Origin of the sequence: Sphingomonas sp. ABOLE (assembly GCF_003950455.1) — a bacterium.
In the GTDB taxonomy this organism is placed as follows: Bacteria; Pseudomonadota; Alphaproteobacteria; order Sphingomonadales; family Sphingomonadaceae; genus Sphingomonas; species Sphingomonas trueperi.
This window is the reverse complement of record NZ_QQWY01000057.1, coordinates 1-26252: the sequence shown is the minus strand read 5'-3', so window position 1 is coordinate 26252 and position 26252 is coordinate 1. Positions and strand designations below refer to the sequence as shown.

Sequence of the window (26252 nt, the reverse complement as noted above, 5' to 3'; positions counted from 1 at the left end):
GGCCTTGAACCACCGGATTGGGCCGCAAGCCGGCGACTGTGCGACCTGCACGGGCCGCGTCGATTCCAGCTGTCGCCGCTTCCGCAGCAGGGGCCGAACCGCCCGCTGCACTGACCGCTTGGTCAAGCGTGTAGACCGGCGCATCCTGCGCAACAGGCGCGGACGGTCCGACCTGCGCCTGCGCCATCGTGGCGCAAGACGCTGCGGCCAGCATGGCCGCGAGGATACGATTCATGAAAATAGGACTCCTGACGATGATCGACAGGGGCGCGCCAACGCACGCCCAAATCGGACGTCAGGCTTGGGGGGGCCTCAAATGGACCATGCCGGTGCGGCCGTCGAGCGACGCAGAGGCGGAGATTGTCGGCTTGGGCACTGTGAGGACGGGGGTATATTCCATCGTCGTGCGCGCAGGCGCGCCGACGTCGTGTCCGTGACAATAATTGTGATGATGCGGGACATTCTTGTCCGAGTCCGATGGCACCTGATCGATGTCACCGGCGGTATGGACCGTGAACTCAACGCCCGCGATGCTTCCCCCCGCCAGATCGGCGGCATGGGCCATGCCGGAGAAGCTGGTCAGGACCAGCATCAGGCATGTCAGGAAAGGCAAAAAGGCTCGCACTAGCTTGCCTCTATCACGGAAGGGTTTTCATGTCATTGCACTAATTCGAACCAAGGGTCACTGAGCCGGAACCCGAGCGGGATCGGTCGCGCCCGTTCCAGGCGAACCCGACCGCAATGGCGACCGCCATCAGGAGTTGCGCCAGCACCGATTGCCAAGTGGGAAACACGCCGAGCATCGACAGCCGTGGCACGTCCGCGAGCGGTGCGATGTTGATAAGGCCGGCTTCCTGGAGCGCGGCGACGCCTTTACCCGCCAGCACGACGGTCAGGACCGCCATGAGCCAGGAGCTATAGCGGAAGAACTGCGCGATCGGCAGCTTGCGACTGTAGCGAAGCATGGCCCAAGCGATCAGGCTGAGCAGTCCAATCGCCGACCCGGCCCCCGCGAGAAGCATCCCGTTGTCACCTTGCGCCGAAAGCGCGGCATAGAACAGGATCGTCTCGAAGACCTCGCGATAAACTACGACGAACGCCAGCCCGAACAGGAACCAGCCCGACCCGCCCGAGAGCGCCCGCGACATCTTCTCGCGAATATAGCGCTGCCACTGATCGGCCTGCGCCTTGCCGTGCATCCAAATCCCGACCGAGAGCAGCACGACCGCGGCGAACAGCGAGCCAAACCCTTCCGTCAGCTCCCGGCTCGCACCGCTGATCCCGATCGCATAGGTGGCGACCGCCCAGGTGATCCCGCCCGCGATGATCGCGCTGACCCAGCCGCCATGCACGTACCGCAGCGCCTCGCCGCGCTCGGCTTTACGCAGGAACGCGATCATGGCGACAACGATGAGCAGGGCTTCGAGCCCTTCACGCAGCAGGATCGTGAACGCGCCCAGGAACGTGGACGCTTCGGTGGCGGCATCAGGCGCGAGCGCCGCTTCCGCATCGTCGAAAAGGCCGCCCAGTACTGCGACCTTCTCCGCGAGATCATCGGGCGACGCGCCCCGGTCGATCGAGGCGCGGAACTCCCCCATCGCGCCCTCGATTCGACCCATCAGCGTCGCGTCGCGCGCGGTGAGTGTTGGCTCGATCGGCTCGAACCCATCGAGATAGGCCGACAGCGCCAGCTCTTTCGCCATGCGCGCATCGCCGCGCCGCGCAGCCGCCACGCTTTCGGCGAGTTTGGCGCGGGCGACCGCGAGCGAGCCGGGAGCCTGTTGTATCACCTGTTCGGGATGACGACGCAGGAACGCGAGCACTGGGTCAGCCTTGGCGTCGCCGATCGCCGCGCCGAGCGCGGCCGGGGTGAGCGCGACCAGGGTTTTCAGGTCCGGAATGCGCCGGCGAAGGGTCGGGTCGGATTTCCAAAGCCGCTCGCCTTCGCGCGCCTGCGCATCCGTGAAGGCGAAGCTCCCGGCTCGGAATGCTAACGCCCAGCGCTGATCGTTGGGCAGATCGGCGAAGCTCTGCATCGCGGTCCCGTCGATGCCTTGCGTCACCACCTGATAGAGCGCGAACACGCTGCGCTGGTGCGCGCGCTCGGCATCGGTGAAAGCAATCGGGGGCGTAGCGAGCTTGGCGGCGTCAGGGCCACGGCCGTTGCCCGTCATCCCGTGGCAGGACGCGCAGGATTGTCGGAACAGTGCATCGCTGGAGACGAGGTTCGGAGCCTTATCGGGCGCGAGCGGCACCGGGTAGGCGCGCAACAGATCGGCCGCGAGCCCGTGCGCCAATGTTGCCACCTGTTCAGTCGGTCCCTTTTCCGCGATCACCGCCTGGAGGTTGGCAGCCCGCTGGATGAGGGCTTGACGCTCCGGCTTCGCCGGCAGGCCCTGAAGCCGTGTCGAGACCGACGCGGCGAACTCCGTCATCTCGGCATATTCCGACGTGCTCTTGATCCGACCGTTGGCGACCGCGCCGCCATAATCGACGGCCATATAGTCGAGCAGCCGCCATGCGGTTTGCACGTCGCCGGGTTCGGCGATTGCCGCAGCAGGGATCAGCAGCGCCGCGAGCGCGGAGAGCAGCCGCAACGAGAGCATTGCCCGGATCAACGCGAGCAGACGCACTACCGCTCTCCCAATTCGCGCCGAGCGCCAGTGACGATTTCATAAGCGGAGTGGAGGAACAGGAGGGCGATGAGGCCGGCGACGGCGAGGTCCGGCCAGGCGCTTCCTGTCCACGCCACCAGACCGGCCGCGGCGATCACCGCCACGTTGGCGAGCGCGTCGTTGCGGCTGAACAGCCAGATCGCGCGAACATTGGCGTCCCCTTCCCGGAAACGCGCAAGCACCAAGGCGGACACGACATTGATCGCGAGCGCGACAACGCCGATTGTGCCCATCAGTTCGGCATCGGGCGCGGTTGCGTTCAGGGCGCGCCAAATCGCGAAACCGATTACGCCCACGCCAAGCGCACCGAGAAACAACCCCTGCGTCAGCGCGACCTTTGCCCTCGCCCGTGCGGACCAGGCAAGCGCGAGAAGACCGATAAGGCTGATCGACCCGTCCCCGAGAAAATCGAGGGAATCCGCTTTCAGCGCTTGGCTATCGGCGATGAACCCGCCGAACAGCTCGGCGACTCCGAAGCCGAGGTTGAGCACCACGACGGTCAGCAGCGCACGGCGATAGGCCGGATCGGTTTGCGCGCGCGCGGGCTCCCCGTGGCACCCGCAGCTTTCGGTAGAAGCATTCATGCGGCCTTCCTTACCACCTCCAGTCGCTGTAGAAGCAAGCGAAATGTGCGACACGTTCGCATAAGCAAGGATGGCATGATGAAGCCGGTGATGATTGGGCAGCTCGCCAGCGAGACCTCGACGAAGGTGACGACGATCCGCTTTTATGAGTCGATCGGGTTGCTCCGATCCGCCCCTCGCACGGCGTCGGGTCGCAGAACCTACGATGCCAGTGACATTGAGCGTTTGCACTTCATCCGCAACGGTCGCCGGCTTGGCTTCTCCGTCGACGAGATCCGTTCGTTGATGGGGCTGGCGCAGAACCCGGACCAGGATTGTGGTGCCGCCTCAGCTATCGCTGCTCAGCACCTCAAGGATGTGGAGGAGAGACTGGCGCAACTCGCGGTGTTGCGGGATGAGTTGGCAATGCTCAGCCAGAGCTGCACCAAGGCGCGCATGGCCGATTGTCGGATCATGAAGGCGATCGGCAAAGGCCACCCTCAAGCCGATCAATAATAATCGGCCAGCCTGAGCTCGCGCACATCACCCGAGGCCATCGTCAGCTTTACGAGGGTGCCAGCAGGCCGGGAGCGCACTTGCCAGAGCTCCCCACGCGTATAGTTCGCATCGATCGAATGGCCGTTCACCGCCACGATCCGGTCGCCGACCGCCCAGCCAGCCTTTTCCGCGGGACTGTTCGCCGCCACATGAACAACGGTGAGCGCCGTTGGTGAGGCTGCGAGGCCAAGGCCGCTACGGTCCTTCAGCATCGGCAGGCGACGACGAGGACCGAGTGGCCGGAGCCACACGAATCCGGCGGTCACGTCGAACACCACGTCGAATTGAGCGATCAGCGGTAGGCCGACATTGCCAACCGTGCTGGTGGAGAGCCAAGCTCTCATCCCGAGTGTGGGGACGTTCGAGACGCCAAGCCCTTCGATGTTGATGTTCTGGATCGTGAAAGCATCGTTGATACGCACACCATCGACGCCGCCGATCGCCGCGGTCGAGACGAGCTTCCCGTTCAACAGCCCTTGATCGCGGGCATAGGCCGACGAGAGCATCAGCGCGGCCGAGCTGCCAAGATCGATCATCAAGGGCACGGGAGGCAAACCCGAGACGGAAGCTCGAATGAACAGCTCCTGCTTGGCACCGCGCCCGAGCGCGACAGCGCGCCAGTCGGGACCGGCGAGAAACGTGCCTGACTTGACGACCGCCATACGCCTTTTCGCGAAATCGAGCGCGATGCAGCTACCCGTGAACATATCGGCACCGAGGAGGATATCGATCGGTCGTCCGAAGGCCGCCGACACTGAACTCAGATCACCAACGACGGCAAAGGGTAAGCGACGGGTTTCGCGGGCGAGCTGTACGTCGATGTCGCGGACCAGCAGCACCGGGGCCTTGGCGCTCAGCCCGCTAATCATGCGCCGCTCACCATCGTTCAAGCCGAGCTTCGCCGCGAGCGCCGTGCTCATGATCGACGCGCCGCTGCCACTGTCGAGGACCGCCCGCACCGGCACTCCGCGCACTTGTGCCGAAACAAGGAGGGTATCACCCGTGCCGACTTCCAGCGGCTCCCATTCGAGGTGAGCCGCACCGAAGTTCCACGAGCCCGCAGACCGGGAAGTCTGTCGCGCGAGCGTTGGAGAACCGAGCACCAAGCCGGTTCCACAGGCCACCAGCCGCGCCACTAATGAGCGTCGAGACATACCGATTGCTTCAACACGGGCCGTCAAAAAGCCACCTCCAGCCCCCCGTCCGCAGGAGAGCAAATTGCGGTTACATGCTCCAGCCACTGGAGGAGCAAGTGCTTTTGGTGCGCCCGAAAATCCTCAGAAGCGCTTGGAGAACTTTAGATGAAGGATGGTGCAGACCGCTTAGATGCCTTCCCGATAACGAACGGTTCCGGGGGACGCTGGGCCGATCGGGACCGCGAACGGTGTAAACGCTCGCGCTAAGTGGCGGCATTCTGATCGCGCTATTTGTCGGCGAGCGTCGCTACGCGGCTACCGGCTTGGTCTCGGCCGATCGCACATAGGCGTAGAGTTTTGGCTTGGAGATGCCGAGCATCGAGCAAATCTTGGCGATCGGCATCGTGTTCTCGTGGTAGAGCCTGACGGGCAGGTCGCGCTTGTCCTTGCCGAGTGCGGCCGGCCGGCCACCCTTCTTGCCGCGAGCGCGGGCTGCGGTGAGACCGGCCTGGGTCCGCTCGCGGATCAGGTTGCGCTCGAACTCCGCCAATGCCCCGAACAGGTGGAAGGTAAGCTTGCCCGACGTGGTGGTCGTGTCGATCGCCTCGTGCAGGCTCAGCAGCCCGACCTTTTCCTCGTCGAGGTAGGTCATCCATCCGATCAGATCACGGAGCGAGCGGCCGAGCCTGTCGAGGCGCCAGACCACCAGTGTGTCGCCGGCGCGAAGCAGCTCCTTCACCTTTTCCAATCCAGGGCGAGCGGCAGTCGCCCCGGAGGCCTTGTCGGTGATGACCTTCTCGCAGCCGGCAGCCTTCAGCGCATCACGCTGGAGGTCCAGGTTCTGCTCGGCGGTCGATACGCGGGCGTAACCGATTTTCATGCGTAGGGCCGGTGGCGCCCCGATCGGGCGCGGTTTGGGAAGAAAGTCGTCATCGGCAGGTCTATGTTGCCCTAGTTTTCTTTACCGGGTAGATTTACGTCGAACAGGCCGGTTTGGCAACGCGAGCGGACTCGCATGGCGATGGGCAGGCAAATCTCCGTTTTCCTTACCTGCGACACGGACCGTCGGCGGTGACGCATCCGGCGCTTGTCCCGCCGCTGGCGATCGAGCGCTACCGCGTCCTTGAACCGCACCTCGCCGATGGCATCCCGCTCGCGGACCTCGCCCGCACCGGCACGCTGAGCGAGCGGACGTTGCAGCGCTGGCTCGGGCGCTACCGTGCCGAAGGACTTGCCGGTCTCGCGCGTCTGCCGCGCAACGATCGGGGCAGGCTGCACCTGCCGGAACATCTGGTCGAACTGACCCGCACTCTCGCCACCAAGCGCCCGCGACCCCCGGTCGCCGCCATTCACCGAAAGGTGCAGGAACTCGCCATCGCGCATGGACACCGAACCCCCAGCTATGCGGCCGTCGCGCGTGTCGTCAGGGCGATACCGGCAAGCCAGATCGCCGCAGCCTCCGATCCGGCCGTCTACCGCGACCAGCACGAGCTAGTGCATCGGCGCGAAGCCGCGACCTCGAACGAGATGTGGCAGGCCGATCATACCGTTCTCGACATTCTCGTGCTCGATGATGCCGGAACCCCGGTGCGTCCTTGGCTGACCGTCATCGTTGACGATCACAGCCGAGCCATCGCCGGTTACTTCCTCAGCCTCGATGCCCCCAGTGCCCTCAACACGGCGCTCGCCTTGCGGCAGGCGATCTGGCGCAAGCCCAATCCCGAATGGATCGTCAGCGGCATTCCCGAACAGCTTTACGTCGACAACGGCTCGGATTTCATCTCCGAGCATATCGAGCAGGCGTGCATCGCCCTCAAAATCCGCCTCATCCATTCGCTGCCGGGGCGTCCTCGCGGGCGCGGCAAGATCGAGCGGCTGTTCCGCACCATCAACGACATGTTCCTGCCCGACCTGCCCGGCCACCTGATCGCGGGCAAGCCGCTGTCGGCGCCAGTGCTCACGCTCGACGAGCTGCGCGCCCGCTTCGAGGCGTTCGTGTGCGGCGTCTATCATCGTCGCCCGCATGGCAGCACCGGCGAACCGCCGATCACGCGCTGGCAGAAGGGCGGGTTCCTGCCCGCAATGCCCGACAGCCTTGAACAGCTCGACATGCTGCTCGTGCACGTGCCCAAGCCCCGTAAAGTGCTGCGCGACGGCATCCGTCTGATGGGCAGGCGCTATGTCGAACCCACGCTCGCGGCCTTCGTCGGCGAGCAGGTCGAGGCGGTCTATGACCCCCGCGACCTGACCGAGATCCACGTCTACCACCAGGGCCGGTTCGTCTGCCGTGCGCTCAGCTCCGAGCACGCTGGGCACCCGTCGTTGCGCGCGATCCAGCGCGCCCGGCGCGGCGCGAAGGAGCGCGACAAGCAGGTGCCTGCCCCCACGGAGACCTTCGATGGCGACCAAGAGGATACGGCTTCCCGGCCCACCACCTACCGAGGGCTCCGGCTCTACGCCGCTGACGATTGAGTTCCTGGTCGAGCAGCCGTTCCTGGCGACCCGCGAACATGCCCGGTTCGTCGAGTTTGCCGAAGCCTGCGCGCACTACCGCTATATCGGCGTGTGTCATGGCCGGCCGGGCGTCGGAAAGACGCGATCGGCGCGCGAGTTTTCCAGCTTCCCCGACCTGGGGGAATATGCCGCGCTCCGTCCCATTGCCGCGCTCCTTGGCGAAAAGGTCGCTCGCTGCCGCGCCGTCTTCTACACCGTGTCGGTCAGCAACACGCCCAAGACGATCGACGCGGTGTTGGGCCTCAACCTCATTAAGCTGGGCTATGCCCGGCTGACGGTCGCGGGCGGCTCGCAGGACGAAATCACCCATGACGCCGCCCGCATCGCCTGCCCCCTCGTCATCGTCGACGAGGCCGACCGCCTGACCATAAAGTCGCTCGAACATCTCCGCGACATGGCCGATCGCCACGGCTTCGGGCTGATCCTGATGGGTATGCCGGGCTTGGAGAAGCGCCTCGCCCGCTATGCCCAGCTCTACTCGCGGATCGGCTTCGTCCACGAGTTCAACCCGCTTACCGAGACCGAAATGCGGCTGCTGCTCGCGACCCACGCCGGCGATTTCGGGATCAGCTTCGACCCGGCCCAACTCGACGCGATCGAAGCGCAGGCAGCCGTGATCCGCATCACGCGCGGCAACTTCCGGCTCATGGAGCGCCTGTTCGCGCAGATGCGGCGGATCATGACCCTCAACCGCGTCGAGGAGGTCACCGCTGACATCGTTCAGGCCGCGCGCGATTGCCTCGTCATCGGACCCGGCAACTGACAAATAGCGCGATCAGAACGCCGCCATTTAGCGCGAGCGTTTACACAGGATAAGATCCATACCGTTTCCGGAACCACTTTCTTGTTTCCTCTTCGAAATTGGACTGTGCTGATGAGTTTGAGCGATGGTGGCTTCGCTCATACACTACGCGCTACCAGGCCCCTGCCCGTTTCTTAGGCTTAACGTTGTAGCTCAAGACCCCGGGGGCTCAGCCTCCCTTCTCCGGTTCTTGCCGCTGCGCTAATCCCTCGATCTACCTGCCGCCGTCGTGTGGTCGCACGGCATCATCCAAAGACCTATTTAGGCCGTCATGACTAGCCAATCTTCGCCATAAGGCGCCCCGCCGCCCCCTGCTCTGCCGCGAGATTGCGATTATAAGCGAGCGGCATCCGCGGCGACTTCCACCGCAGCGCGTCCATGATGCCGGCCAAATCCTCCCCGCTGGCGAACAGGTCCTGATTGAGCCCGATCCGCGTCGAGTGCGCACTGATCCCCTTCAGCAACCGCGCCAGATCGTCCGCCGTCAAATCGGGCAGCGCGCCACGGTCGAACGCGCGGCCGATGATCGACCGAAAGATTGGTCCGATCGAGCCCGGGTGCAGCGCCACGGTGCCGATGTCATATTCGACGCGCGCCTTCACCGCCGGCTTGGACAGCGTCTTGCGCAGATCCCACGTCTCCCGGCCCGAGATGCTGTCGATCGGCCGACCGCGCACGGCTGCCCGCGCCTTGTAGCGCCGCACCTGCACCCGCCGGAACAGCGGCCCTGTCGTGATCCCCGCCGCTTCGGTCCACGCCGCGATCGCCGCGACGGTGCGCGGGCTGAGGTAGGCGGTCGCCCCGTCCCCGTCTTGATCGCCCTTATGACGCAGAATCTGCAGCAGCCGCGCTTCGGGATCGATCGCCTCCTCAATATGCTCAATGGCGACCGCCACCAGTTCGGAGGCGCGCAGCCCGGTGTCATAAGCGGCCGATAGCAGCGCCCGATCACGCAGCCCCGGCAGATCCTCGCCACAACTCTCGAGCAGCGCGCGGATGTTGAGCCCCCGCGCCTTGTCGCGCTCGACGTCGCGCACCGGGCCCTTGAACCGCAGCGGCCGCGCCTGCTTCTGCGCAGCCCCCTTCTCGCGGCGCACCGTCTGGAGCCGCAGCTTCACCAGCGGCGCCGGCGTCGGATCCTTGAGCTCGAGCAGCTGGTGGATCTTGGCGATCGACGCCTTGTAGCGGGATAGCGAGGCCGGCCGGCTCCCCTTCCCGGCCCGCGCGTCGAGATAATCGGCCACGGTCTCGGGCGTGGCCGGCAGCGCGATCCGGTTGTTGCGCCTACACCACGCATCGAACGCCTCGACGTCGGACTTGAGCGCACGGATGCTATGGGGCGATGAAGCGGCCTGATAGGCGGCGATCAGGCCCTCGTTGACGGTGATGCGCTCGCCGGCGCGCATCTGCACGATCGTCCACGCAAGGTCGGCCGGCGCCCTGACGGCCGGCAGGACAGCCTCAGGCGGCGCTACGGGGATTTCTGGCCCTTCCCGGGCGGTTTCGGTGCTCACGACGCGCCTCGCTCCTCAGCCGCGCTTGTAGCCCACCTTATAAAGAACGGTCAAATCTGCTTATGTGATAAGTGCAATTATCGAATGTCCACTTTCGGGAGGTCACGGATGTAGAAACGAACTGCTGACCTTGGTTTCCCGCCATGGCATTGTCGCCATCCTATGACGCGGACAGACAACCTGCGCGCCGACGACAGCCTGCTCCTGCTCGGGCGCCTCGATGGCCGATTGCACGGTAGTCCATGCGCCGACATCTTTCTCGCGCGCTCGCGCCTGGAAGGCGCCACCGTCCTGGCCGGCCTCGCCGGCGTGCCGATCGCGGTGCGCGACCTGCAGGACTGGATCGCCGGCCGCACACCCCCTCCCCGCGCTTCCGAAGGCCTCAACGATCCGATCTCGGTTGCCGCCGTCTTCCACCTTGCGCTCAGCCGCGACGAGGATCTCAAGGATTCGCTCGGCCGCGCCACGCTCAACGTGCTCCGTACGGTACTCGATGACCGCACCGAGGCGAAGGTTTATGCGGCCGAAGACTTGGCGCACTTCGGGCCGATGTGGCGACAGCTGCGAACCGTGGCGGACGCCCCCTTCCCTTCCGGTGACCTCCTCTCTGTCGCCAACCGCATTTTCCAGCTGTTCGCGCTGACCGAACCAGCGGCACCAGGCAGCTGGGATGTCGTCAGCGTCGATGGTCGCGCTCTCGAGCTGCCTCCCCGTGGACGCGATCGAAACTGGCTGATCGCCGCCGCCGTACCGCGGATGCTGTGCCGCGCTGGCTTCACGACCCGCGTGATCCCCTCGTTCATCCTGATGTCCAAGTTTCTGCCCCCCTCCCCCGCCGATCTGGCAGAGACCTTGGCCCAGGCGATCGGTCGGACGGCGCATGCTGGCTTGCGCGACCTCGACGCGATCGAGCGTGCGGCGTCGCGCATCCAGACCGATCTGGCCGTCACGAAGCGGAGCAAGGCCCCTCTCCTTGCCCGCCTGCAGCTTGCCTATCCGGGCCTTCAGCCGGCCGCTGTCGCGCGCCTGTTGAAGGTCACCCCGCAAGGCGCGCGCAAGCTACTCGCCTCACTTGCTCATCCCTCTTGAACCACAGACACCGTGCAATCCAAGCCACAGAACCCTCCGTCCCGGCATCACTTCATCCCGCAGTTCCTCCTCGACCAGTGGAAGGATGGCGACACCCTGCTGCGCTATCGGCGCAATCGGATCGGGGAGATCGAGAGCAGTCCTGCATCACCCAAGAGCGTCTGCTTCGAGCGGGACCTGTACAAGACGATCGGGTTCCCGCCCGAGCATGCCCAGCAGATGGAAACCCTGTTCATGCAGGTGATCGATGACGCTGCGGCCAAGGTTCACGCGCTGCTCCTCGACGGCAAGGTCAACTCGCTCAGCGACGCGCAATGCTCGGATTGGGGCCGGTTCGTCATGTCGCTGTGGTTCCGGACACCGCTGGATATGCGCGGCATGAAGGACGCCGTCGGCGCTCTCGCAAGCGCAGAGGCCGCGAAGTCCGTGCTGCGCGGCGAAGATGGGGCGCTGCCGCCCGAGGCCGTGAGCGCGCTTCAGATGGAAGTCCTGCGCTTGGTCATCGACGACGCGGATCGCGGACGAGCGTTCATCAACATGGACTGGCGCATAATCAAGACGAACAATCGCCGGGAATTGTTCGTCTCCGATTGGCCGCTCGACGTGCCGGTCAGCTTCGCCTGGCTTGGTAGTGCCTCGTCCTATGTCACTCTTCCGATCGGACCGGAGACCCTCTTCGTTGCTGCCGGGTCCACTACGCTGGCAAATCGGATCGTGAGCCTACCCGAGCGAGAACTGATCACGCGGCAGAACCGGTCGACCGTGGGACATGCCCAGGCGTTCGTAGGCGCGAGGACGCGTCAAGCCGGCGACTTCATCCGCGCGAACTTCGGCCTGCGAAGCCGCCACTCCGTGACGCAGAGCACCGCCGACAAATATAAGCGGGACGCCATATAAGGCGGCGACCTCGCCAGACGCCGCGCTCCATCACCCTACGACAGCAGCCCCTCGATCGCCTTCAAAAGCTCGGCGGGCGACGCCTCAGCCTTCGGCGGCACCTTGATCGTCAGCCCCCCTCCCCGCGCCTTCGTATAGCGCAGGATGACCTTGCCCCCCTTGCCGGTGATCTCCTTCTCGGCGGCAGCCTTCACGGCTGGCGCGACAGTCGCCTTCACGAGCCGCTTCGCGACTTCCGGCCCGCTCAGCTTCAAGCCTTTCTGGCTGCGCTCTTCCTCGATGCGTTCAGCCTCTTCGCGCATCTTCGCCAGCGCCTTCGGATCTCCGGTAAGCGGCTTGATGTCACGCGCGACGCGTACCGTGATGTCGTGCGTATCGGAGAACGCCGCGACAACTGGTTCGGGCAAGCGCGCAACGTCGAGAAGCCGGCTCAGCCACGACTTGGAAAGGTTTAAATGCTCGGCCATCTGCGACTGCGAGCCCTCGTAGAACTCCGCGAGCGCCACCGTATATTCCTTGGCCCGCTCCCAATCCGAGATGTCCTTACGCGAGCGGTTCTCGACATCTGAAACCCGGAACGCCTCCTCGTCCGTGACACTCTGGATCGTCACCAGATACTCGAACTCCGGGTGGTGATGCGCTCGCAGCCATTTCACCGTCCACCAACGGCGGACGCCGGCGATGATCTCGAAGTCGAAGTTCGGGTCATCTTTCAGACGCCGAACGATAGCGGGGATCCGTTGCTTCTTGGCGGAGAGGAAGGAGTCGATGAGATCGCGGCAGCTATCTTCGTTCAAATGATCCAGATCGCGATTGTGCATCCGCCATGGGCGGCACCGCTCCGGATCGACCCACTCCGTCCGGTCGGCGACCGTTTTCCCCGTCGCGATGCGCGCGAGCGTCTGGCTGCGACTTGCCATGATGCCGTCCGCAGGGGTCGCCTTATCGAGGTTCTCCTCGTCGTCGAGCCCCTCTGTGAACATCGAGCCGAAGCCCTTGTTGCCCTTGCTCATCGGCCCGTTTCTCCTTCTCTCTTGCCCTCGCCGACGGGTGCCAACAGGCCAGAGTTGCCACGTGGCAACTGCGCCGCCCCCAGGCGCTTGCACTGACGTTCCTGCCGTGTGCGATCTGACATGGTATTCCTACCTAACATATTGCTTCTATTGGGTTCTTCCACTTTGTTGTCACGTGGCAACTCGGTGATCCGGCTTCGTCTCACTCCCCGATTGCCCGTGCTCGCCGACGTGAGAAATATCGGAGTTGCCACGTGGCAACTCTCCCTAAATTCGGCCCCCTGCCCTGCTCGCCCAGGTGCGCAGAACGTCCTGCTCAATATCCTGGCAAACGTCGCTGAGATGCTTCATGCAGCGGTTGTAGACCTCGTGCGACGTGACGGGCTTGTCGAGTTCGAAAACGGTTTTCATCCTGGAGCTGGCATTGTCGATTTCGGCGCTGGTGACCATCACCGACTGCGTCATTGAGCCACCGAAGACCTGCCGCATCATCGACAGTATCTCCCGGTGCATCGACTTGCTCTCGTCCACGCGGCTGCCGACCAGCCGGATGAAGTTGTAGGCCGGCCTTCCCCGCCCCGCGAGTTGCTCGAGCTGCTTCATCGTCGTTCGCGTCATGTCGATGAAAGATACCGTCGAGGCGAAGTCGACAAGGCTCGGCGGCACCGGAATGACCATGCAGTTAGCGGCCTGGAGCACAGCCATCGACACCATGCCCAATGCCGGCGGCGGGTCCATGATCACGACGTCATAGTCATCGACCACCTCATCAATGGCCTGCGCGATCAGGTCGATGATCTCCATGTTCTGATTTCGCGCCATGTGCCCGGCGATCTCATACTCGAGATTATAAAGTCGCAGGTTCGACGGGATCAGGTGGAGGTTGTGAAAGTGCGTCTTGCGGATAATCTTGCGAACGCCAAGCAGCTCCGGATTGTGAAAATGCCCGTAAAGCGTGTCTTCCTCGTCGAGGTCCACGTCGGGGCGATAGCCGAACATCATGGTTGAAGACGCCTGGCTGTCGCAGTCGATGAACAGGACCCGGTAGCCCTTGATGGCAAAATGCTGGGCGAGATGCAGCGCGATCGTCGACTTGCCGACGCCCCCCTTGAAGTTGCAGACCGAGATGATCGCCGGGGTATCGGTTGGCTCGCGCCAGGGACGCGTTCCAAACACCTCGCGCATATGATCAAGCTCTTCGAGCGTATACTGCAGCCTATGCCCGGAGCCCGTCCGCCCTCGAGCGGGGAGGCGGCCGTCGCGCTCCGCTTCCCGGACAGCAGATGCCGTCCGCCCGACCAGTGCAGCAGCTTTCGAAATCGGGAAGGTCGGACCCTTCTTCTGACCGGTTTCGGGATCAACCGCGCTGTCACGAATGCGCTTGAGGATCGTCAACGACTTTCTGTGGAGCACGTCCAGACCACCTTCGATGAGGTCGTCCGGCTGTGCTAGGGAGGGGTCGGTAGCCATCTCAGTCCGCTTCTGTGGGTTTGATGCGCCATGATAGCCACGTTGGCAGTTTCGAGCAAGGAAATGGCCACCAGACTTACAAGTTGACCGATGATCTCCGAGCCCCTTGCGCATGTGCGCGCTTTCTGGCCAATCGGCGGCGGCTGCGACCGATGATCTCCGTGCCTTTGCGTGTTGCTGCAAAGTCTGGCGCTGGGATTGTGGCGACAAACGGCTACCTGTGGATAACCACCGATGATCTCGGTACTTTGCGATGATCTCGGTGCGTATCAGCGATGATCTCGGTGCGAGCCGACCGATGATCTCAGAGCCCATACCTATTACTAGAATCACCCTATAAAAAACCGATTCGCGAATCGTTTTGATTTTTCGATTTTGGGTGAAGGAGGGCAGGGGGAGGCCGCAGAACGGCACCGACATCATCGGTGTTTCTGCAACTCTCGCGGCCTTTTCCCCTCCCAAACTGCCAACGGGGTTGATTTCACGCCTCAAACCTGTTGAGACATGCCCATCACAGCCCCCGGTCGATTCGGGGGGAAGGGCAGACCATGAATGGGGATCAGCATAGGCCGCTGGGGCATCAGTACGCACTAGCCATGCTCAACGGCGGCGAGGAGAGCGTCCGCAAGCTCGCCACCACCGCCGGCACCCAGCTCACCTTGGACGCATTCCTGCGCGTCCAGGACGAAGAACCGGTTCCTGCCTTCCTCCACTCCGCGCTTTGTGCGATGTCGCTGCCAACCAAGCGGCCCAAGGACGACACTCAGCCCATCGTCCGTGAGGACGGCAAATATGCGCTGGCCATCAATCCCAGGCCAGTGCTTCAGAATGTCGACGGCAAGTCCGTCATGCGAAGCCTTGGTGTGCCTTATGGCGCCTATCCACGCGTTGCCCTGATCTACCTCCTCTCTCAGGCGGTCATGAAGCAATCGCGGGACGTTTATCTTGGCCGCAATTTCACCGAGTGGATGCGCCGCCTTGGCTACCAGACCGTGTCTTATGGACCACGCGGGACGGCCAACCTGATGCGAGAGCAGGTGGATCGGCTGCTGGCGTGCGAGTGGCAGATCCGCTGGGACGGCACCGACACGGAAGACAACGCCTTCGCTGTCCGGGACGTCAAGATTTCCAACGAATATGCCGGTTCGCTCGACAAGAACGGCTCATTCGCGCGCGAAATCCGTATGTCCGAGGCGTTCTACTCGCACCTCATCGACCATGCCGTGCCACTCAATGAGATCGCCATCCGCGAGCTCAAGGGTACGCCAACGGCGCTCGATCTCTACACTTACCTTGCCTACCGACTCCCGCGGATTGGATCCGACAAGGGCCAGGTTATCTCATGGGACCAGCTCGCCAAGCACCTTGGCAACGAGGCCGACAGCAAGCGCTTCCGACAGACCGTCCGCGAAACCATGCAGATCGTGTCGGCGGTCTATCCCAACGCAAATGTCGATCTCTCCGGGCGGAAGGTCATTCTTCATCCGTCACCGGCACCGCTGGAGCGCAAGCTCGTGGGGCCGCACCTTCGACTCGTCGGGGGCGAGGCTCCGAAAACGGCACCGAGATCATCGGTCAAACCGGCCCATGCAGCGAAGTCCGCGCCCGCGAAGGACGATGCGCCGACTCTTCCGTTCCCCGCCGGGTCTCTCTCATACGGCACGCGTGAGGCCGTCTTCCGCCAGATCGCGCTGACCAAGGGCCATCCGTGGTCAGTGGATGACATGGCGGCTGCATTCCGCAAGGGATGCCCCGATTTTAGCCGGCCGCGCACCGATTCAGAGTGGCTGCGGATCTGGGAGAAGTTCGTCGTCGCCTATGCTGAACGCCGCGCGAATCGAAGCGACGACTAACCGATGATCTCCGAGCCGTTCGCGTTGAGGCGAGCGCAGGCTGAATCTGTCTCCAAGTCTCAGACCGACCGAAAAGAGGAAAGGAGGGGCCGAGCGTGTAAGCAGGAGGTAGAATTATGCCGCTTACAGCCAGACGGCCATCGCAGGAGATAGTCGACATTGTCGGGGCCCTGGGCGGCACGTGGAGCGGCAATGTCGCGATGTGCCGCTGTCCCGCACACAGCGATCGCGATCCAAGCTTGTCGATTCGGCAAGGGGATCGCGGCATTCTCGTCACCTGTTTCGCAGGATGCTCGCGCGAAGACGTCCTGCGTGAACTGCGCCTTGTTCGCCCGGGTCGCCATTATCCGCCACCCGCCTTGGCGGACTCGCCGCGGCCGATGAACGTCGAAAGAATCTGGAATGAGGCGGTCGACGTTCCGGGCACCCTTGCCGAGCGCTACCTCCAGTGCCGGAACCTCCTCCCACCACCACGCGATCTTCGCTTCCATCCGCGTTGCCCTTACCTGCCCAAGCCGAAGACGATCTTCGAACCCGCTCTCCTGGTAGCGGTGCGCGAGGGAAACCGTCTGGTCGCAATTCAACGCATATTCCTGAACCCCGACACCGCCCATTACACGCGCAAGGTCATGCTTGGCGCCCCGGGGCACGGCGCTTGGCGGGGCGGGGCAGGGGGCAACACCCTTGCCATCGCCGAGGGCTTTGAGACGGCCGACGCTTTCGCGCGCCTGAGCAACCTCCCGTGCTGGGCTTCACTCGGCGCACGTCGGCTCAACCAGCTCGTCATTCCGCCCACGGTCACAACGCTCCTGGTCGCCGAGGACAACGATTCCGAAGGGCACAGGGCAGCCGAAAGTGCCCAAGCGCATTACGCCCGGTCGGGCCTCATCATCGAACGCGCGCCCCCGCCGCCAATCTACAAGGATTGGGCAAAGGCGCTCGATGCCCGAGCGCAGCAGAGCCGCGTCTAGGCGCGAAGCGCCGGAGGAGAGGGGAGGGGGATCGAAAGGGTGTCGCTGCCGAGGGTGCAGCCCACTCTGGAGACCACACCCATGTCCGATCTCTTCGAAGCGGCCGCCCAGGCTGAGCGCGAGGCCGTGCGCCTCCTTCTACCCCGTCTGCGCTCCGACGAGGCCATTCAGCGTCGTCACCTCAACGACGCGATGACCAAGGCCTTCGGCGGTTCTGATGCCGACGGTCGCTGGACACAACGCGCCAGCTTTGAACTCCTCGAGCATGCCCTTGCCATCCATCTTCAGTCGAGCGCCCAAAAAATTGCGGCGTTCGGCGACGTCCGCGCGCTGATCGATTTGTCCGATCGCCTGCCCACTCAGACGGTTCGCAGCGAGGATCAGATCGAATGGCAGCAATTCTCGACACCTGTCGACATCGCTGCGGTTATGACGCTTCTCGCCAACGTCCAGCCCGACGACATCGTGCTCGAGCCGAGCGCGGGTAACGGCCTATTGGTCGCGCAGCTCCGTCACGTCGAATCGCTCCATCTGAACGAGCTCGATCCGCTCCGCCGTGGCCGATTGAAGGCGGCTTTCCCCTCAGCATCGATCACCGGGCACGATGGTGCGACCATCAATTCCACCCTCGCAAGCGTCGATCGACCAACCCTCATCCTGATGAACCCGCCCTTTTCGAGGTCGGTCGGCCGCGGCGCCGACGACTATGCCGCAGTCCGTCATCTGCAAGCGGCGCTGCGCCGTCTTCAACCGGGCGGCCGGCTCGTTGCCATCATGCCCGATTGGTTTGGCCCGAGCGCACGCATGCGTGAGCAATATGAGACGATCCTGCGCGACGTGAGCGTCCTGGCGGCCGTCCGTCTCGAGAAGTGCTACCTGAAGCATGGGACTTCGATCGCCGTGCGGTTGTTTGTCATCGACAAGGTCCCCGGCCGGTCGCCCCCCGCGCTCATCCAGCGTTCGTCCGTTGCCGAGCTGCTCGATATCCTGATCATCCCCGAACGATCGTCGGCGAAGCCCGATCGCGGAGCGTCGGCGCCGAAGCGCTCAGGTGGAGTTTCGCTCTTCCGGGCCGTCAAAAGCAGCCGTCCGGCGCCCCGCGCCTACCATGCCCCGGCACGCAACCACGTGCTCCCCGTCGAATATGCGAAACTTGAGACGCCGGCGCCGCTGCTCGAGCAGAGCGGCGTCTATCTTCCATATCGACCGAGCCGTATCAGCTTCGCGAGCGCTGGCGAGCATCCAACGCCGCTCGTCGAATCTGTCGCCATGGGCTCGATCCCGGCGCCGGTCCCAGAGTATGTGCCGGCGCTGCCCGAGCGCACCGTCGCCGAGCGGCTGCTCTCCGCCTCCCAACTCGAGACGGTCGTCTACGCGGGGCATGCCTGGACCCAGTGGATCCCAGGCACTTTCAGACCCGACAAGGAGGGTGTCGGCCTCGTGCTGGCCGAAGACGGCCATTCCTATCGTAAGGGCTTCTTCCTGGGCGACGGCACGGGGGCGGGGAAGGGTCGTCAAATCGCGGCCTGCATCCTCGACAACTGGCTCCAGGGCCGCCGCCGCAACATCTGGGTCTCGAAGAATGCGCCGCTCCTCGAAGACGCGCGACGCGACTGGACGGCCCTTGGCGGCCTTAACGGCGACATTCAGCCCATCTCCAACTGGAAGATCGATGAGCCGATCAGCCTCGACCAGGGCGTGCTGTTCGTCAGCTATCCGACGCTGCGTTCGATGCGTGGTGACTACGGTCGCCTGAAGCAGCTGGTTGACTGGGCCGGGGCCGATTTTGACGGTGTCATCGCCTTCGACGAGGCCCACGAGATGGGCGGCGTTGCGGGTGGGGAGGGCGCTCTCGGCACCAAGGATGGATCCCAGCAGGGAATCTGCGGCGTGCTCCTCCAGAACCAATTGCCCGCGGCCCGCGTCCTCTATGCTTCAGCCACCGGCGCCTCTGTCGTCAACAACCTCGCTTATGCGGTCCGACTGGGGCTCTGGGGCCCAGGGACCGCCTTCCCCGACCGGGAGCAGTTCATCAGCAGCATCAGCAAAGGCGGGATCGCCGCGATGGAGCTGGTCGCGCGCGATCTCAAGGCCACCGGCCTCTACATGGCCCGCGCACTGAGCTTCGCAGGTGTCGAATATGACATTCTGCGCCATGAGCTGACCGCCGCGCAGATCGAGATCTACGACACCTATGCGGACGCGTGGTCGATCATTCACCAGAACTTGGAGAAGGCGCTCGAACTGACCGGCATCGTCGATGCGCTTGAGAACGCGACTTTGAACAGCGGCGCCAAGGCATCCGCGCGCTCGCGGTTCGAGTCCACGAAGCAGCGCTTTTTCGGACAGGTTCTGCTCTCCATGAAGCTCCCCACCGTCATCGCCGCGGTCCACGAGCATCTCGCCGCGGGGCAGTCAGTCGTGATGCAGCTCGTCACGACGGCCGAGTCCATTCTTGACCGGAGACTAGGCGCGCTCAGCCCCGACGACCGCGCGGACCTCGAGATCGACCTCTCGCCCCGGGAATATATGATCGACTATCTGGAGCGCGCTTTCCCGACCCGTCAGATGCGGATCTTCACCGACGAGACCGGCGCGCAGCGCTCGGTTCCGATGGAAGACGAGGCGGGCAACCCCGTCTACAATCCCGAGGCCGAAGCGGCGCGGGCCCAGCTCATCGAGAATCTCTGCGCCCTTCCGCCGATCATGTCGGCGCTGGAGGGCATCCTCGAGCATTTCGGTCACGATAATGTTGCGGAGGTGACCGGGCGCACGAAGCGCCTCGTCTCGACCGGCGATGGACGGCAGAAGCTCGAAAGTCGCTCGACCAGGACCAGTCAGGCCGAGGCCGCCGCGTTCATGCAGGGTCGCAAGCGGATCCTCGTCTTCTCCGATGCGGGCGGCACTGGGCGCTCCTATCACGCCTCTCGAGACGTCCCCAATCAGCAGCAGCGCGTTCATCTCCTGCTCGAACCCGGCTGGCGGGCCGATCGCGCGATTCAGGGCCTTGGCCGGACCCATCGCACCCATCAGGCGAGCACACCCCTGTTCAGGCCGGTGACGACCGACTGCAAGGGCGAGCTCCGTTTCACGAGCACGATCGCCCGCCGGCTCGACAGCCTGGGCGCGCTCACCCGCGGTCAACGCCAGACGGGTGGTCAGAACCTGTTCGATCCCGCCGACAATCTCGAAAGTGAATATGCCTGCGCGGCCCTGGTGAGCTGGTTTCATCTGCTCGTCGGAGGGAAGCTGACCAGCGTCTCCCGTGCCGAGTTCGAGAAGCGCACCGGTCTCGAGCTCTGCGACAAGGACGGCGTCATGAAGGACGACCTCCCGCCGATCCAGCGGTGGCTCAACCGCATCCTGGCGCTGCCGATCGCGCTGCAGAACAAGATCTTCGACGAGTTCCTCGCACTCGTCGAGACGCGCGTATCGGCCGCGCGCGAGGCCGGACGGCTCGATGTCGGCGTTGAAACCATCCTGGTCGATACGGCGACCCTCATAGACGACACCGTGCTGCGCACCGACCCGGTCAGTGGCGCGACCTCTCATCTGCTCACGATCGAGATCGCTCGGCGGCGGACGCCGGTCTCCCTTGAGCGGGTCCTGCGCATCGCCGACAATGACGGCACCGCCGATTATCTGATGAACGCCAAGTCCGGGATGGTTGCGCTGCAGACCCGCGCCCGCGCCCTCATGGAGGAGAAGGAGGGCACACCGATCCCGCGGTTCGAACTCATCCGTCCCACGCGGCGCGAATATATGCGCGAGCAAGAGCTGTTCGAAAGCGCCTGGAGCCCCATCGATCGCCAGCTCTTCTCCGAGAAGTGGCTGGAAGAAGCACAGGAGGCGGCCAACAAAGTCGATACGGAAACGATCCGCCTTGCGACGGGCCTCCTTCTCCCGATCTGGTCCGCGCTTCCCAACGACCACCTCGTCGTCAATCGCATCGCGGACAAGGAGGGCAACAGTTGGCTCGGCCGCCTGGTGTTTGACGATCACGTCGTGCAGCTCTTCACGAAGCTCGGCCTGGACCGGACCGACAATCTCCCGCCCACCGACCTCGTGAAATCCGCGCTGACCGGCCGGAGCGTCGATCTGGCACGGCCGTTCCCGATGTGCATCAAGCGCTCCCTCGTGAACGGATCACCCCGGATCGAGCTGGTGGGTGCGCCGCCGGCGCAGCTCGCCTGGCTCAAGTCGATCGGATGCTTCACCGAGGTGATCCAGTACCGGACCAGGGTCTTCGTGCCGGTACCGACGGCAGCCGAGATCGTCGGGCGGATCGTCTCGGGCTCGCCCTGACCGGTCTTCCGGCGATGAGGACGGTCCGATCGGCACGCGCGCACGGCGTACTTCTAAGCGACCTCAGGCACGCCTGAGAGAGAGGGAAGGGGGAGCTGGGGTGGTGTTCGGAAATACCCGAACGCCAGAAGGAGTTACCCCTGTGATCCAGACCATCAAGCTCAACAAGCTGCGCCTGTCTCCGATCAACGTGCGCACCGCCCCGGACGAGCAGCTCCAGATCGAACCCATGGCCGCGAGCATCGAGGCCAAGGGCGTGCTGCAGAACCTTCTCGTCACGCCCGCCAAGAAGCCGCGCGGCACCTTCGAAGTGTTCGACGGCGGCCGTCGCTGGCGTGCGTTGCGCCTCCTCGCCGAGCGTGGCACCATCTCCGAGACCGATTTCGATGTTCCGGTCATGGTGCTGACCGGCGACGATGCCGAGCTGTCCGAGACGTCGACCGCGACCAACTTCCACCAGCTCAAGATGACGCCGGCCGAGGAATGCCGCGCGTTCCAGCACTTCATCGGCACCACGGGCGATATCGACGCGGTCGCCAAACGCTTTGGCGTGACCCGCCGCTTCGTCGAGGGGCGGCTGCGCCTGGCCTCGCTTGCGGAGCCGATCTTCGAGGCGCTCAGCAAGGGTGCGATCACGCTCGACATCGCCAAGGCCTATGCGTCGACCGAGAACCAGGAGAAGCAGCTTCTGGTTTGGAACAGCTATCAGTCGAGCCACGTCACGGCCGACACCATCCGCCGCGTGATCGCCAACGAGACGCTGAAGGCGAGCGACCCGATCGCGGTGCTGGTCGGCGAGGCGCGGTATCGCGACGCCGGCGGCAAGATCGATGGGGATCTTTTCACCGACGGCAATGACCGCTGGGTCGATCCCGAAATCGCTCACCGCCTCGCCGGCGAGATCATGGAAGCCGAGGCCGCACGCATCGGCCAAGAGACCGGTCTTGCCTGGATCCGCCCGATCGCGAGCAACTACGCGCACAACGCGGCGCACGGACTCTATCGCGCGATCCTGCAGCAGCCTCCGCTCACCGACGAACAAGCCGCGCGCCTCGCGGAGATCGAGGAGCGCCGGTCCGTCATCGAGGCCGAGATGCAGGACGAGGAGCTCGACGACGAGGCGTTTAAGCTGCTCGACCAGGAGGACGATCGTCTGATCGCCGAGGCCGAGGCCATCGAGAACCGCGCGCCGGTCCTGCCGGAGGAAATGAAGGCTCATGTCGGCGCCTTCCTTCTCCTCACCCCGCAGGGCGAGATGCGGCTCGACAGCCAATATTACAGCGAGCAGGAGCTCGTCATCGACGAGCCCGGCGACGAGGACCACGACGACGGCGAGGACGGAGAGTCGACGCGCGGTGGCGCCCGCATCGGCGGCAATGCCTCGTCCGAGCCGAAGTACCGGCCCGAGGCCGTGGCGCCCGGCGGCAAGCCGCTCAGCGCCCGGCTCTACGACGAACTGGCGGTCCAGCGGCGCGACATTCTGGCGTCCTGCATCCTGGCGCAGCCGGCGCTCGCGCTCGACTATGCGCTGTTCGTCATGGTCGACGCCCGGACCAACTCGGCGTCCCGCTACCTCAGCTCCGTGAAGTACGGCACGACCATCCGGGCCAGCGCGCCGCAGGATCCCGCCTCTGGCGACATTCCGGGCTCGCGCGCGCGCGATTATCTGGCCGAGGCGAAGGACGGTCTCGACGCCGCCTGGACGGAGCACGAGTGCGAGGTTGCGCGGTTCGAGGCCTTTCGCGCGCTCGACGACGACACCAAGGCCAACTGGCTCGCCTACATCGTCGCGATGTCGCTCGAGGCGAAGCCGGGTTGGTCGAACGAGCAGATCAAGCTTCACAATCGGCTTGCATCGATCCTCGAGATCGACGTCGCGAGCTGGTGGCGGCCGACCTCGGAGAACTTCTTCGACCGCGTGAACAAGGGCAGCATCCTCACGCTGCTCACCGAAATCGGCGGGCCGGCGCTGACCGTCCGTCATACCTCGCTCAAGAAGACCGAAATATCGGAAAGCTGCCAGAAGCTCTTTGCGGGCGATGCGATCGTCGAGCCGGAGGTCAAGGAGGCGGCACTCGCCTGGGTGCCTAACGCGATGCGCTTCCTCGACGCCGCCACCGAAGCGCCGGCTGACCCGACCGAGGCCGATGACGGCGAAGGCGAGGCCAATGAGGTCGAGCCTTCGGACGGGGAGGGCGAACCCAGCGCCGATCACGAGACGCTCGAACCCGCGGACGCCTGAAGCGCGCTCCATCTCCTGAGCGACAGACCGCCGGTGCTCCTTCGCGCCGGCGGTCTTCCCTTGCCCAAACCACGGGACCAACGGTCATGCGCAGCAAACAGAAGCCGAGCCGCGACGCCGCGGCCGAGATCACCGACCTCATCATCCGCAAGCTCGAAGAGGGCGTCGCACCCTGGAGCCGCCCCTGGCGGGTCACCGGCGCCGGCGGGCGACCGCTTCGGCATTGCGGCACGCCCTATACGGGGATCAATGTCCTCTACCTTTGGGCAATTGCCGATGTGCGCGGCTATCGGTCGCGCTACTGGATGACATACCGCCAGGCCGAGGCGCTGGGCGCCAACGTCCGCCGGGGCGAGCAAGGCTCGCTCTCGGTCTATTATTCGAGCTTCAAGAAAACGGAGTCCGACCCCGTCACCGGCGCGGAGACCGAGCGCAGCATCCGCTTCCTACGCCACTACATCGTCTTCAACGCCGACCAGATCGATGGCCTGCCGGCCTATTTCTATCCGGCTGACGAAGATCCTACGCCGGTCGATCCTTCGGCGCGCCAATCCGCGATCGACGCCTTCTTCGAGCCGATTCCTGCCGAGGTGCGGCACGGCGGCGACCGCGCCTATTTTCACCCCACGTTCGATTATATCCAGATGCCGCATCAGCGCTCGTTCAAGTCGATGGACCACTATGCCTCGACCCGAGCCCATGAAACCGTTCATTGGTCCGGAGGCACGGCGCGGCTCGCCCGGACATTCGGCAAGCGGTTCGGTGACCAAGCTTATAGTTTCGAGGAACTCGTGGCCGAGATCGGGAGTGGCCTCGTCTGCGCGCACCTCGGCCTGCCCAATGAACTCCACGACAATCATGCAAGCTATGTGGGCCATTGGCTCGGCATCCTGCGCGCCGACAAGACCGCGATCATTCACGCGGCATCCAAGGCCGAGCAGGCCTTCAATTATCTGTGCGGGTTTGCGGACGACCAGATCAGTCCGGCCGAGTCCGCGCCCCTCGAGGCCGTCGAGCCGCTGGCCGAAGCCGCCTGACCCCACTTCCTCTTCGCCAAGGAGACCAGCCATGGGATGGCTGACCATGCCGTTCGCCTCGATGGGCGGACATCCGACTGCCAAGGCCTATCTCGACGCGCAATTCACCTACACGCGCGATGTCGAGGGCGGGACGAAGGGACTGAGGATCCTCGCCTCGTCCTGCCCCAAGAACCGCACCTATTACGCCGCTGCCCAAGTCCTGACGAATGGCATCGGGGGCGAGATCTTCGCGATCGTCTGCAAGGTCCTCTGGAGCCCCAACAGCAAGACCGGCGAAAATTTCGGCTACAAAGACAGTGCGCCGTTGCGGCGCTGAAATGGAGTATCAGTGATGATGAGGTAAGTTGAGAATGCCTCTGCTCGCTGGACTAACCTCGGGCCTCACAAGGTCTGAAATCCCGAAAGGGACGGGGAACAATAGCATGTTCGGAAAAGGCCAGATGCGTCTTAGTCGCAAATGGAGGCGATGACGGTCAGGGCAAGGTGCGTATGGTGAAGGCTACACTGCTTAAATCCCAGTCTGCAGCAATCTATATAGCGATACTGGCGAAAGCGACTGTCACGCCAGGTCCGGATGATGACAGCGGTCTCATGTCTTGGCCGCCTGTTTCTCAGCCCATCCGGTGCGCCTCTCGTCGAGGGGTTTAGTGGACGAACGGGACACCTAACCGCGCCGCATCTCCATTCAGCGTAACTACGGGATGCCCTAAACAGGCGGCTTCTGCCGGCCTGCATGGGTACGGAGCCGCCATATTACTCAAATGCCCGGGGTAATGCCCGGGACATCGACCTCTTCGGAGGCGGCGGTGCAACTGTATAAGGTCTCGAGCGATCGGGCCGAAAGCGGGGAAGACCGGGGGAAGGGCGGCAGCTGTGATTCTTCAACCACCGATCATGGGGTGTGCTGATGCTGCCAGAAACTGTGAAAGGCCGGTTGGAGGCCATTCCGGCGCTCGTTGCGTCGGGCAAAAGGGTGAATGGACTCTATCGTCTGATGGGGTCTCGCCTCCTTTGGGAGGAGGGGCTCCAGAAGATCGGATCCAACAAGGGTGCGATGACGCCGGGTATTGACGGCGAGACCTTCGCGGACTTCGGACCGGAAGACCTCGACCCGATTATCGCCAGCGTGACGGCAGGGACCTATGATCCCAAACCAGTGCGTCGGGTGTTTATCCCGAAAGGCAAGGGCAAACGGCGTCCGCTGGGCATTCCCACGCGCGACGACCGCCTCGTTCAGGAAGTGGCGCGGCAACTGCTCGAACGGATCTATGAACCGGTGTTCTCGAACGCCTCCCATGGATTCCGGCCGGGCCGGTCGTGTCATACGGCGCTTGAACACGTCAAAGCCGTATGGACGGGGGTGAAATGGCTCGTAGATGTGGATGTCGCGGGGTTCTTCGAGAACATCGACCACGACATCCTCCTGCGGCTGTTGCGGAAAAGGATCGATGACGAGAAATTCATCGGCTTGATCGGCAGCATGCTTAAGGCGGGTGTTATGGAAGACCGGGTTCACACCCGGACCTACAGCGGCACTCCGCAGGGCGGTATCGTCTCTCCAATCTTGGCCAACATCTACCTCCATGAACTCGATATGTTCATGGCGGAAC

The 26252-nt window shown here is 64.1% G+C and carries 19 protein-coding genes and 2 pseudogenes; 12 read left to right on the top strand and 9 right to left on the bottom strand.

What is annotated here, in order from left to right:
• The 4 genes and pseudogenes from CA234_RS22295 to CA234_RS22280 form a co-directional block, all read right to left on the bottom strand.
• Nucleotides 1-235: pseudogene (locus CA234_RS22295) on the bottom strand (TolC family protein); the annotation flags it as partial.
• 60 nt (nucleotides 236-295) lie between these two features.
• Nucleotides 296-592 carry a hypothetical protein gene (locus CA234_RS22290; protein ID WP_007406840.1) on the bottom strand — a complete coding sequence of 99 codons (297 nt, stop codon included), beginning with the start codon at nucleotides 590-592 and terminating at the stop codon, nucleotides 296-298.
• Nucleotides 593-665: 73 nt separating this feature from the next.
• Nucleotides 666-2633, bottom strand: a complete 1968-nt coding sequence (locus tag CA234_RS22285; protein ID WP_126002772.1) for a cytochrome c/FTR1 family iron permease — start codon at nucleotides 2631-2633, stop codon at nucleotides 666-668.
• Nucleotides 2633-3259 carry a cation transporter gene (locus CA234_RS22280; protein ID WP_004212870.1) on the bottom strand — a complete coding sequence of 209 codons (627 nt, stop codon included), beginning with the start codon at nucleotides 3257-3259 and terminating at the stop codon, nucleotides 2633-2635. Before CA234_RS22280 ends, CA234_RS22285 begins: the two co-directional genes overlap by 1 nt.
• A 75-nt stretch (nucleotides 3260-3334) precedes the next feature.
• On the opposite strand from CA234_RS22280, the gene CA234_RS22275 reads away from it, so the two are divergent.
• On the top strand, nucleotides 3335-3754 hold the full coding sequence (locus CA234_RS22275) for a helix-turn-helix domain-containing protein (protein ID WP_007406847.1): 420 nt from the start codon (nucleotides 3335-3337) through the stop codon (nucleotides 3752-3754).
• On the opposite strand, the gene CA234_RS22270 is transcribed toward CA234_RS22275, so the two are convergent.
• Together CA234_RS22270 and CA234_RS22265 are read right to left on the bottom strand one after the other, a co-directional pair.
• Nucleotides 3748-4950, bottom strand: a complete 1203-nt coding sequence (locus tag CA234_RS22270; RefSeq protein WP_013039112.1) for an aspartyl protease family protein — start codon at nucleotides 4948-4950, stop codon at nucleotides 3748-3750. The two genes, CA234_RS22275 and CA234_RS22270, sit on opposite strands and share 7 nt — an antisense overlap.
• Nucleotides 4951-5239: 289 nt before the next feature.
• Entirely contained in the window at nucleotides 5240-5812 is a 573-nt protein-coding gene (locus CA234_RS22265) for a recombinase family protein (RefSeq protein ID WP_009824027.1), read from the bottom strand.
• A gap of 191 nt (nucleotides 5813-6003) precedes the next feature.
• Here CA234_RS22265 and CA234_RS22260 point away from each other — a divergent pair, with 191 nt between their 5' ends.
• Together CA234_RS22260 and CA234_RS22255 are read left to right on the top strand one after the other, a co-directional pair.
• Complete coding sequence (locus tag CA234_RS22260; RefSeq protein ID WP_004212864.1) at nucleotides 6004-7404, top strand: Mu transposase C-terminal domain-containing protein; 1401 nt, start codon at nucleotides 6004-6006, stop codon at nucleotides 7402-7404.
• On the top strand, nucleotides 7331-8209 hold the full coding sequence (locus CA234_RS22255) for an AAA family ATPase (RefSeq protein ID WP_082102860.1): 879 nt from the start codon (nucleotides 7331-7333) through the stop codon (nucleotides 8207-8209). Before CA234_RS22260 ends, CA234_RS22255 begins: the two co-directional genes overlap by 74 nt.
• 314 nt (nucleotides 8210-8523) lie before the next feature.
• On the opposite strand, the gene CA234_RS22250 is transcribed toward CA234_RS22255, so the two are convergent.
• The gene (locus CA234_RS22250) at nucleotides 8524-9762 is read right to left on the bottom strand and encodes a site-specific integrase (RefSeq protein ID WP_046407195.1); all 1239 of its coding nucleotides are present in this window, start codon (nucleotides 9760-9762) and stop codon (nucleotides 8524-8526) included.
• Between the two features lie 162 nt (nucleotides 9763-9924).
• Between CA234_RS22250 and CA234_RS22245 the strand changes: the two genes are divergently transcribed.
• Together CA234_RS22245 and CA234_RS22240 are read left to right on the top strand one after the other, a co-directional pair.
• A complete protein-coding gene (locus CA234_RS22245; RefSeq protein WP_007406383.1) occupies nucleotides 9925-10851 on the top strand; it encodes a hypothetical protein in 927 nt (308 codons plus the stop codon).
• Nucleotides 10852-10863: 12 nt separating this feature from the next.
• On the top strand, nucleotides 10864-11748 hold the full coding sequence (locus CA234_RS22240; protein ID WP_037456194.1) for a DUF4238 domain-containing protein: 885 nt from the start codon (nucleotides 10864-10866) through the stop codon (nucleotides 11746-11748).
• 35 nt (nucleotides 11749-11783) lie between these two features.
• Here CA234_RS22240 and CA234_RS22235 read toward each other — a convergent pair whose 3' ends face one another.
• Together CA234_RS22235 and CA234_RS22230 are read right to left on the bottom strand one after the other, a co-directional pair.
• A complete protein-coding gene (locus tag CA234_RS22235; RefSeq protein WP_007406427.1) occupies nucleotides 11784-12761 on the bottom strand; it encodes a ParB/RepB/Spo0J family partition protein in 978 nt (325 codons plus the stop codon).
• Nucleotides 12762-13028: 267 nt separating this feature from the next.
• A complete protein-coding gene (locus CA234_RS22230; RefSeq protein WP_037456192.1) occupies nucleotides 13029-14231 on the bottom strand; it encodes an AAA family ATPase in 1203 nt (400 codons plus the stop codon).
• 548 nt (nucleotides 14232-14779) lie between these two features.
• Between CA234_RS22230 and CA234_RS22225 the strand changes: the two genes are divergently transcribed.
• The 7 genes and pseudogenes from CA234_RS22225 to CA234_RS22195 all read left to right on the top strand — a co-directional run.
• Nucleotides 14780-16084 (top strand): replication protein RepA, encoded by a 1305-nt coding sequence (locus CA234_RS22225; protein ID WP_037456189.1) that lies wholly within the window; start codon nucleotides 14780-14782, stop codon nucleotides 16082-16084.
• A 116-nt stretch (nucleotides 16085-16200) separates the two neighbouring features.
• Nucleotides 16201-17055, top strand: coding sequence for a toprim domain-containing protein (locus CA234_RS22220; protein WP_037569604.1), 855 nt, complete (start codon nucleotides 16201-16203; stop codon nucleotides 17053-17055).
• 81 nt (nucleotides 17056-17136) lie between these two features.
• On the top strand, nucleotides 17137-21360 hold the full coding sequence (locus tag CA234_RS22215; protein WP_126002771.1) for a strawberry notch-like NTP hydrolase domain-containing protein: 4224 nt from the start codon (nucleotides 17137-17139) through the stop codon (nucleotides 21358-21360).
• Nucleotides 21361-21502: 142 nt separating this feature from the next.
• Nucleotides 21503-23602 carry a ParB/RepB/Spo0J family partition protein gene (locus tag CA234_RS22210; RefSeq protein WP_046407189.1) on the top strand — a complete coding sequence of 700 codons (2100 nt, stop codon included), beginning with the start codon at nucleotides 21503-21505 and terminating at the stop codon, nucleotides 23600-23602.
• An 86-nt stretch (nucleotides 23603-23688) separates the two neighbouring features.
• On the top strand, nucleotides 23689-24639 hold the full coding sequence (locus tag CA234_RS22205) for a zincin-like metallopeptidase domain-containing protein (protein ID WP_066521747.1): 951 nt from the start codon (nucleotides 23689-23691) through the stop codon (nucleotides 24637-24639).
• A 31-nt stretch (nucleotides 24640-24670) separates the two neighbouring features.
• Nucleotides 24671-24937, top strand: a pseudogene (locus CA234_RS22200) (hypothetical protein); the annotation flags it as partial.
• Nucleotides 24938-25549: 612 nt separating this feature from the next.
• Nucleotides 25550-26252, top strand: a 703-nt coding sequence (locus CA234_RS22195; protein ID WP_241213638.1) for a reverse transcriptase domain-containing protein, incomplete at its 3' end; no start/stop codon positions are given.